This is a genomic window from Streptomyces laculatispora, assembly GCF_017353455.1.
Taxonomy (GTDB): Bacteria; Actinomycetota; Actinomycetes; order Streptomycetales; family Streptomycetaceae; genus Streptomyces; species Streptomyces laculatispora.
Genome location: NZ_JAFMPZ010000016.1, coordinates 1 through 6978 on the forward strand (window position 1 = coordinate 1; position 6978 = coordinate 6978).

Annotated in this window: 5 protein-coding genes and 1 pseudogene; 1 reads left to right on the forward strand and 5 read right to left on the reverse strand. The window is 72.7% G+C overall.

Annotated features, from left to right (window positions below; translation table 11 throughout):
• The coding region (locus J1C73_RS00720; RefSeq protein ID WP_207314585.1) for a sulfite oxidase at positions 1–1047 on the forward strand (1047 nt) is incomplete at its 5' end.
• A 10-nt stretch (positions 1048–1057) separates the two neighbouring features.
• Here J1C73_RS00720 and J1C73_RS00725 read toward each other — a convergent pair.
• The 5 genes and pseudogenes from J1C73_RS00725 to J1C73_RS00745 form a co-directional block, all read right to left on the reverse strand.
• Positions 1058–1939: pseudogene (locus tag J1C73_RS00725) on the reverse strand (NAD(P)-dependent oxidoreductase); the annotation flags it as partial.
• A gap of 61 nt (positions 1940–2000) precedes the next feature.
• On the reverse strand, positions 2001–2720 hold the full coding sequence (locus J1C73_RS00730; protein WP_207314586.1) for an adenosylcobinamide amidohydrolase: 720 nt from the start codon (positions 2718–2720) through the stop codon (positions 2001–2003).
• 51 nt (positions 2721–2771) lie between these two features.
• Positions 2772–4073 carry an alpha/beta fold hydrolase gene (locus J1C73_RS00735; protein ID WP_207314587.1) on the reverse strand — a complete coding sequence of 434 codons (1302 nt, stop codon included), beginning with the start codon at positions 4071–4073 and terminating at the stop codon, positions 2772–2774.
• A 92-nt stretch (positions 4074–4165) separates the two neighbouring features.
• Positions 4166–5230 (reverse strand): 2,5-dihydroxypyridine 5,6-dioxygenase NicX family protein, encoded by a 1065-nt coding sequence (locus J1C73_RS00740; protein ID WP_207314588.1) that lies wholly within the window; start codon positions 5228–5230, stop codon positions 4166–4168.
• A gap of 75 nt (positions 5231–5305) precedes the next feature.
• Positions 5306–6973 carry an OPT/YSL family transporter gene (locus J1C73_RS00745; RefSeq protein WP_207314589.1) on the reverse strand — a complete coding sequence of 556 codons (1668 nt, stop codon included), beginning with the start codon at positions 6971–6973 and terminating at the stop codon, positions 5306–5308.
• Between the last annotated feature and the right edge of the window lie 5 nt (positions 6974–6978).

The following is a 6978-nucleotide window of genomic DNA, read 5'->3' on the forward strand; positions in this document are numbered from 1 at the left end:
GTGTTCACCGTGCGGGGCACCAACGCCGAGACGAACTTCGCGGCACTGCGCTCGACCGGGCTGCTCACTCCGGCCGACCGCTTCTTCGTGCGCAATCACACCAGCACCCCGCGGATCGACTCGGCCGCCTGGAAGCTGCGGGTTTGGGGCGACGCGCTCAGCGGCCCGGCGGTGGAGTTCACGTACGACGAGCTGCGTGCTCTGCCGTCGCTCACGCGCACCTCGTTCGTCGAGTGCGCGGGCAACGCCCGCAGCTACTACACGACGCAGCAGAGCCAGCAGGTCAGCGGGACGGCCTGGACCCTGGGCGCAATCGGGACTGCCCGCTGGCGCGGGGTCCGGCTCGCCGATGTGCTGCGCCGCGCGGGCATCACGGGGGATGCGGTCGACGTACTGCCGCGTGGCCTGGACGACGAGGTGATCAGCGACGGCATCAATCTGGGACGGGTCCGCCGGCCGCTGCCGGTCTCGAAGGCGCTGGACGACGTGCTGCTCGCCTTCGAGATGAACGGCGAACCTCTGCCGCCCGACCACGGCCATCCGGTGCGGCTGATCGTGCCGTCCTGGATCGGTGTCGCGAACATCAAGTGGGTCGGCGACATCGAGGTGAGCGCGGCGCCCCTGGTCTCCCCGTGGAACACCGGGCTGTACCGGTTGTTCGGCCCCGGCTATCCACCGGAGGGCAGCGCCCCGCTGACCCGGCAGACGCTGAAGAGCGCCTTCGAGCTGACGCCGGGTGCGTCGTTTGCCGCCCGCCGGCGCCACGTGCTGACGGGCCGCTCGTGGTCGGGCGGGGCACCCGTGCGTACGGTCGAGGTCAGTACCGACGGGGGCGCCCGGTGGCACCGCGCGCGGCTGCGCGACGAGTCGAGGAGCGGCAGTTGGGTCCGCTGGTCGGCAGACTGGCTGCCGAAAGACCGTGGCCCCGCCGTCCTGCTGGCGCGGGCGACTGACCGGACGGGCCGTACCCAGCCGGAGGTTGCTGTGCACAACACGCAGGGGTACCTGTTCGATGCCGTGGTCCGGCACGAGGTGCGGGTCGTCTGAGCCGGGCCGCGCCCGCGTAGTAGGTGGCGATCATGTCCTCGCCGCCGTGCCCGGCCGCCTCGGCACGCTCGAAGCGGGCCGCCGAGGCGGCGGTCAGGTCCAGCCGTACGCCGGTCTGTTCGGCGGCTTCGAGGATGAGACGAGTGTCCTTGAGTGCCGTGCTCAGGGCGAAGCTCGGGGTGAGATCGCCGGACAGGACCGCGGCGGACTTGCCGTGCAGATAGCCGGAGTCGAGCGGGCCGCCCCTCACCGCGTCGAGGAACAGCTGTGGGTCCACGCCCAGCCCCTCGGCGAGGTTGAGGCACTCCGCCACGCCGCCCACCATGTTGATCACCCAGGTGTTGACCACGAGCTTCAGCCTGGAGGCGGCCCCCGGTTCCTCGGCGACCCAGACCGTGCGCTGTCCGATCGCGTCGAGCACGGGTGCGGCCACTTCGCGGGCGGCGGACGGTCCGGAGACGAAGACGGTCAGCGCGCCCTGTTCCGCGGGCTGCCTGGTTCCGGAGACCGGGGCGTCGAGGCAGACGAGGCCCAGGTCCGCGGCGCGTTGGGCCAGCTCGACCGAGGCGTCCGGTCCGACGGTGGAGCTCTGCAGCAGGACCTGGCCGCGGCGCACCCCGTCGGACGCGGCGGTGAGCGCGGCGGCGACCGAGGTCTTGTCGTTGAGCACGGTGAGAATGACGTCGGCGCCGCGTACGGCTTCCGCGGCCGTGCCGGTGACGGTGGCGCCGTCCGCGGCGAGGGGCTGCGCCTTGGCCTGCGTACGGTTCCAGGCGCGGACCTCCAGCCCGGCCCGGAGCAGGCTCCGGACCATTCCCGACCCCATGATTCCGGTACCGAGGACGGCGACGACCGGCCGCTGCGGGGTGACGTCGGCTGTTGCTGCGCTCATCAGGGCGATTCCCTTCGTCGGCCGCGCCCGGGTCGGCTCGCGGCGTTGCGGATGCTCAGGATTACGGCAGCGCGCCTTCGAGTACCGCAGCGTGCACGGCCCTGGCGAGTCGCGCACCCCAGAGCGAGCGCGGCCCGGCGAACGGTTCGCCCGGTCCGGCCGCGGGTGCGGGGGCGGCGATGCAGACGGAGTCGGTGGGGGTGCCGGAGCAGTCGAGCCCGGCGTCGAGGAGGGCCTGGACCTTGGCCTCGGTGGCGGTGGCGACGGCGTTGACGAGTGCGGCGTCGGAGAGCGGCGCGGGGAGGAGGACGACGATGTTGACCGTGCCGGGCCGCGGCGGTGCCCCGGCGTCCTCGGCCGGGGCCGCCGCCCAGCCGCGTACTCCGAGGCCGCAGGTGGCGGTGGCCGTGACGCCCTCGTCCGCGGCGACCGTGTACGCGGTGACATCGGCGGCCGTCATCAGACCGGCGCCGGGCCCGCTGAGGTGTTCGGCCGCGGCGATCTCGGCGAGGTGGCGGTCGGGGTCCATCCGCGGATAGCCGCCGGGTACCTGGGCGTTGAGGATCCAGTCGCGCGGGCCGATGCCGCCGCCGAGCACGGCGCTGCTGCACACCCGCCACCCGGGCCCCAGCCGCCACACCAGATGGTGCAGGTCCACGCCGTCCTCGTGCCGGGCCAGCAGTTCACCGCGCTGTTCTGACGGCCGGACGCGTACGGAACGGATGGGGCACCCCTCGGTGGCGCGGCAGGACGGCGGTCGGCCTGCGGACCCGTAGATCATATGCGTCGGGGCGGGGCACTCCCGAGCGGTGCCCCGCCCCCGGTGCCCGTGTCAGACCTCGCCGCGGCCCATCGCGATCAGCCGGTCCAGCACGCCGGCGTCGGCCCTGACCCCGTCGTGGGCGTAGGCGTCGGTGACCCAGGTGCGCAGGCCGCGTACGGCTTCGGCGGTGGCCAGGGCGTGCTCCCGGTCGACGAACATGTCGTCGTGGTAGACGGCGGCGACGACGGGGACCTCGTTGGCGGCGAGCCGGTCCAGGTCGTAGAGGGCCGGCCAGTCGGTGCGGGCGGCGAGTTCCTCGGCGGCGCCGCGCAGCGGGACGAGCGCGGGGTCCTCCTCGAACTGCCAGGGGTAGACCATCTCACCGGTGAACCGCAGAGGGCCCCCGGCGGTGGCGTCGAAGGCGGGGAACTCCTGGCGGACGCGGTGCGCGGACCAGTCGGTGGCACGGCCGCCCTGAGCGTAGATCGGCTCGTGGAGTGCGGCGTACAGGGGGCGTTCGGCGAACGACACGGCGGCGTCGACACCGCGCAGGAAGGTGTCGGTGAGCTCCGGCCCGTCGACGCCGTCGGTGAAGGCGGTCTCCAGGAGGTAGTGGAGCGATTCGGATTTGGACGCGGTGCCGAACGTGATGCCGAGGGTCTGGAAGCGGCGCACGGTGAGGCGTTCGCCGGTCGGCATCCGGACGTCGTGGGTGTCCAGGTGCGCGGCGACGGCGTCGGCGAGGGCCTGGTCGCCGGGGTAGCGGGCGAAGTAGCGCTCGTTCTGGGTGAGGGTGCGGGCGTAGGCGGCGCGGTACACGTCGTCGGCGTGGCCGGTGAGGGTCGGCAGTCCGCCGGTGATGTAGGCGCGGGTGAGCCCTTCGGGGGCGAGGCTGAGATAGGTGAGCGTGGTGAAGCCGCCGAAGCTCTGGCCGAGCACGCTCCACGGCTGTTCGCCCTGGAGCCGGCGGCGCAGGAGTTCGGCGTCGCGGACGATCGAGTCGGCGCGGAAGTGCGCGAGGTATCCGGCGGCGGCCTCGGAGTCCGTACCGAATCGGGCCAGGCTGCGCCGGTCGGCGGGGGTCGAGCGGCCGGTGCCGCGCTGGTCGAGCAGGACGACGCGGTACTCGGTGAGCGCGCGGCGCAGCCAGGCCCCCGCGGCGTTGGGGCGCTCGGCACGGCCGCCGGGGCCGCCCTGGAGCCAGAGGAGACGGGGCAGGTCCTCGTGTTCGCGTCCCTCGGCGACGACTTCGCGGGCGAAGAGGGCGATGGCGGGGCCCTCGGGTGTGCGGTGGTCGAGCGGCACGTCGATGGTGTGGTCGGTGCAGACCAGACCGCCGTGGCGGTAGGTGACGGGGGGTGGGGTGGGCATGGCGCTCCTCTCACGTCGCGTAACTCGCGTCGCGGAACGGTTTCACGGGTGACGGGCGGGCCCGCACCGGGGGGTGCGGGCCCGCCCGGAGGTCAGTAGCCTGCGACGCCAAGGTCGCGGCAGATCGCGACGAGGCCCGGGTGCACGTAGCGCCCGTTCTCCTCGATGGCGACGCCGTCGAGGTAGATGGACGGGCCGAGGACGCTGCCGTCGGTGTGGGCGGCGGCGACCCACGGTTCGCCGCCGATCCAGGCACCCTTGGTACCGATGCCGAGTTCGACGCAGCCGAAGACGCGCTCGTCCTCGACGATGCGTCCGGTCGGCGCGAGGACGCCGGGGTTGAAGCCGAGCGACCAGTGCGCGACGCGGAACATGTTCGGGTCGTCGAAGGACTCCATCCAGCGGCGGAAGGTGTCCGCGTCGGCGTCGCCCTCGATCTTGGTGACGACGCCCTTCTCGACGGTGCAGCGGACCGGGCTGCGCAGCAGGCCGATCTCGTCCGGCGGCCACAGGGCTCCGTCGAAGACGAGCACTCCGTCCTGGGTCTCTTCGAGGGGGTTCCAGGAGATCTGGCCGGACAGCATGACGGTCTCGCCGGGTTTCTCGGCGGGCTTGCCGCGCAGGTTGATCGGCCGGTCGCCGTTGCGGCCCACCAGGTCGGTGCCGTTGGCGGAGGTGATCCGGACCTCGTCGGCAGCCTCCAGGAGGGCGACGAGCGCCTTGCCGAGGCGTATGACGCCCTGGAAGTCGGGGCGTCCGACGGTGGCGACCAGCATCTGGACGTCCATCGCGGTGAGGTTGGTGTAGCGGCAGCCGTTCGCCATGGCGGCGCGGAAGGCGTTGGAGTGCATCAGGTAGGAGACGGCGAACTCGATCCACACATCGGCGTCGGCGATGGCTCCGGCGACGGGCCGGGGCGGTTCCATCGAGGCGCCGGGCAGCGTCTCGTACCAGACGACGACGGGGTGCGCACCGGCGGCGGCGACGGCCTGCGCGGTGGCCTCGATGACCCGGCGGTCGCTGCTGGTGTCGCCGGTGAGGACGACGTGCTCGCCGCGCTTGACGAGCATGACCTCCTCGACGAGCTTGCGGGCGGCCAGGGCGAGTTCGAAGCTGAGGTACTCGGGACGCGGTTCGAGCCTGCTGTACATGTCCATGGGGGTCTCCTTGCCGTGCGGGTGGTGCTGAGTGGTGCGGTGGTACGGGAAAGTGGCTGAGGGGGTGGCGGGGCGTCAGGTCTTGAGGATCTGGGCCGAGTCGCCGAGCGAGCTGCCGGCGATCAGTCCGGCGCCCACCAGGTTGAGTTCCTCGTCGGCCGCGGGGCCGCGCAGCTTGCGGTAGCCGACCCTGACGACGAGGGCGCCGAGGACCAGCCAGCAGGCCTGCGGGGTGAGGATGAGCAGGCCGGTGGCGAGCATGACGCCCATCTGCCGGCGGGTGCCGCCTATCAGCTGGATGGCGGCGCCGGGGATGGCCCAGAGCAGCATGGTGCGGACCGCGTCCGGGTCGCTGAGCCCGCTCTTGATGGTGTCGGCGTACACCTTGGCGACGGGCGGGATGAGGCCCTGCCCGAAGTACGAGCGCCAGGCGAGGGCGACGACGGCGAGGGCGACCGCGAAACCGATGAGGGCGGCCAGGAACTGCTGGCGGCGGCCCTCCCGCTCGAAGGGATCCCAGGGGCGGTGCTCGCGCCGCAGCAGCCAGCCGGCCTTGAGGTCGTAGCCCATGTCGGCGAAGGCCGGGCCGGTGGCGGAGACGTACCCCACCAGGAGGGCGAGCGGCACCGACGGGATTCCTATGGCGAGGCCGAGGATGAGGAAGATCAGCGTGACGGCGAAGGACGGGAACCAGCCGGACTGCATGGCGGCGAGGCCGACGATCAGTTCGTGCACCAGCGCGGCGAAGGCGGCGAACAGCACCCAGCCGACGATGCCGAGCGGGCTCATTTCGCCGATCAGCCCGCCGAGCACGGCGAGGATCACGGCGCCCCCGGTGAAGAGCGCGTAGCCGCGGATCAGGGAGAGCCGCAGGGCGCGTTCGTCCACGGTGTACGCGGTGCTCGGGTCCGCCTGCTCGACGGGTGCGGTGCTGGGGGCCTCCGCGGCGGCCGCGGTTCGTTTGCGGTCGCGACGACTGAGCAGCAGGTGCACGGCCTGCCCGAGTGCCACGATGCCTGCTCCGACCATGACGCCGTGCGGGATGTAGCCGGCGCCCAGATCGGTGTGGAAGAGGTCCGGGCCGTACTGGCGCAGCATCAGTCCGATGCCGAACATCATCAGCGCCCAGACGTTGCCCAGGAAGGCGACCCCGGCGGCGGAGAGCGGCAGGCTGAAGAGTGTTCCGGCGAGGCCGACCGCGGTGCCGCCCGCGAGGATCAGGGCCCGGCGTCCTCCCCGGTCGCCGGCCTTGATGGTCTCGGCGGCCGCGGTGCCGGGCGGCCAGGCGGCGTCGGCGGGCAGCAGCCTGGAGCCGAAGGCGCGGTAGAGCACCCAGGCGTCCACGACGAGCCCGATGAACGCGCCCGCGAGCATCGGCCAGACCAGGTCCGTGCGCCCGAAGACGTACGGCACGGCGACGGATGTCAGCAGGGCGTTCGCGGAGGCGAAGGTCGCGGCGGAGATCGCGCTCTGGGCGAGGTTCTGCCGGTGCACGGACCGCATCCGGCGCAGGAAGCCCAGGGGGATGCGGCCGATGAGCATGGCGACGAGTGCGCCGACGACCGAGGTGTTGGCGGAGATGCCCAGCTTGGAGACCAGGTCGATGCCGATGACGGCTCCCACGGCGGAGAGCACCACCAGGACCACCAGCAGCACGGGTTCCATGACCCTGGGGTGCGACCGGGGCTCGTCGGGGGCGGACGACGGCGGGGCAGGGTGCGGCGCGGAGACGTGGTGCGCCATGGGGC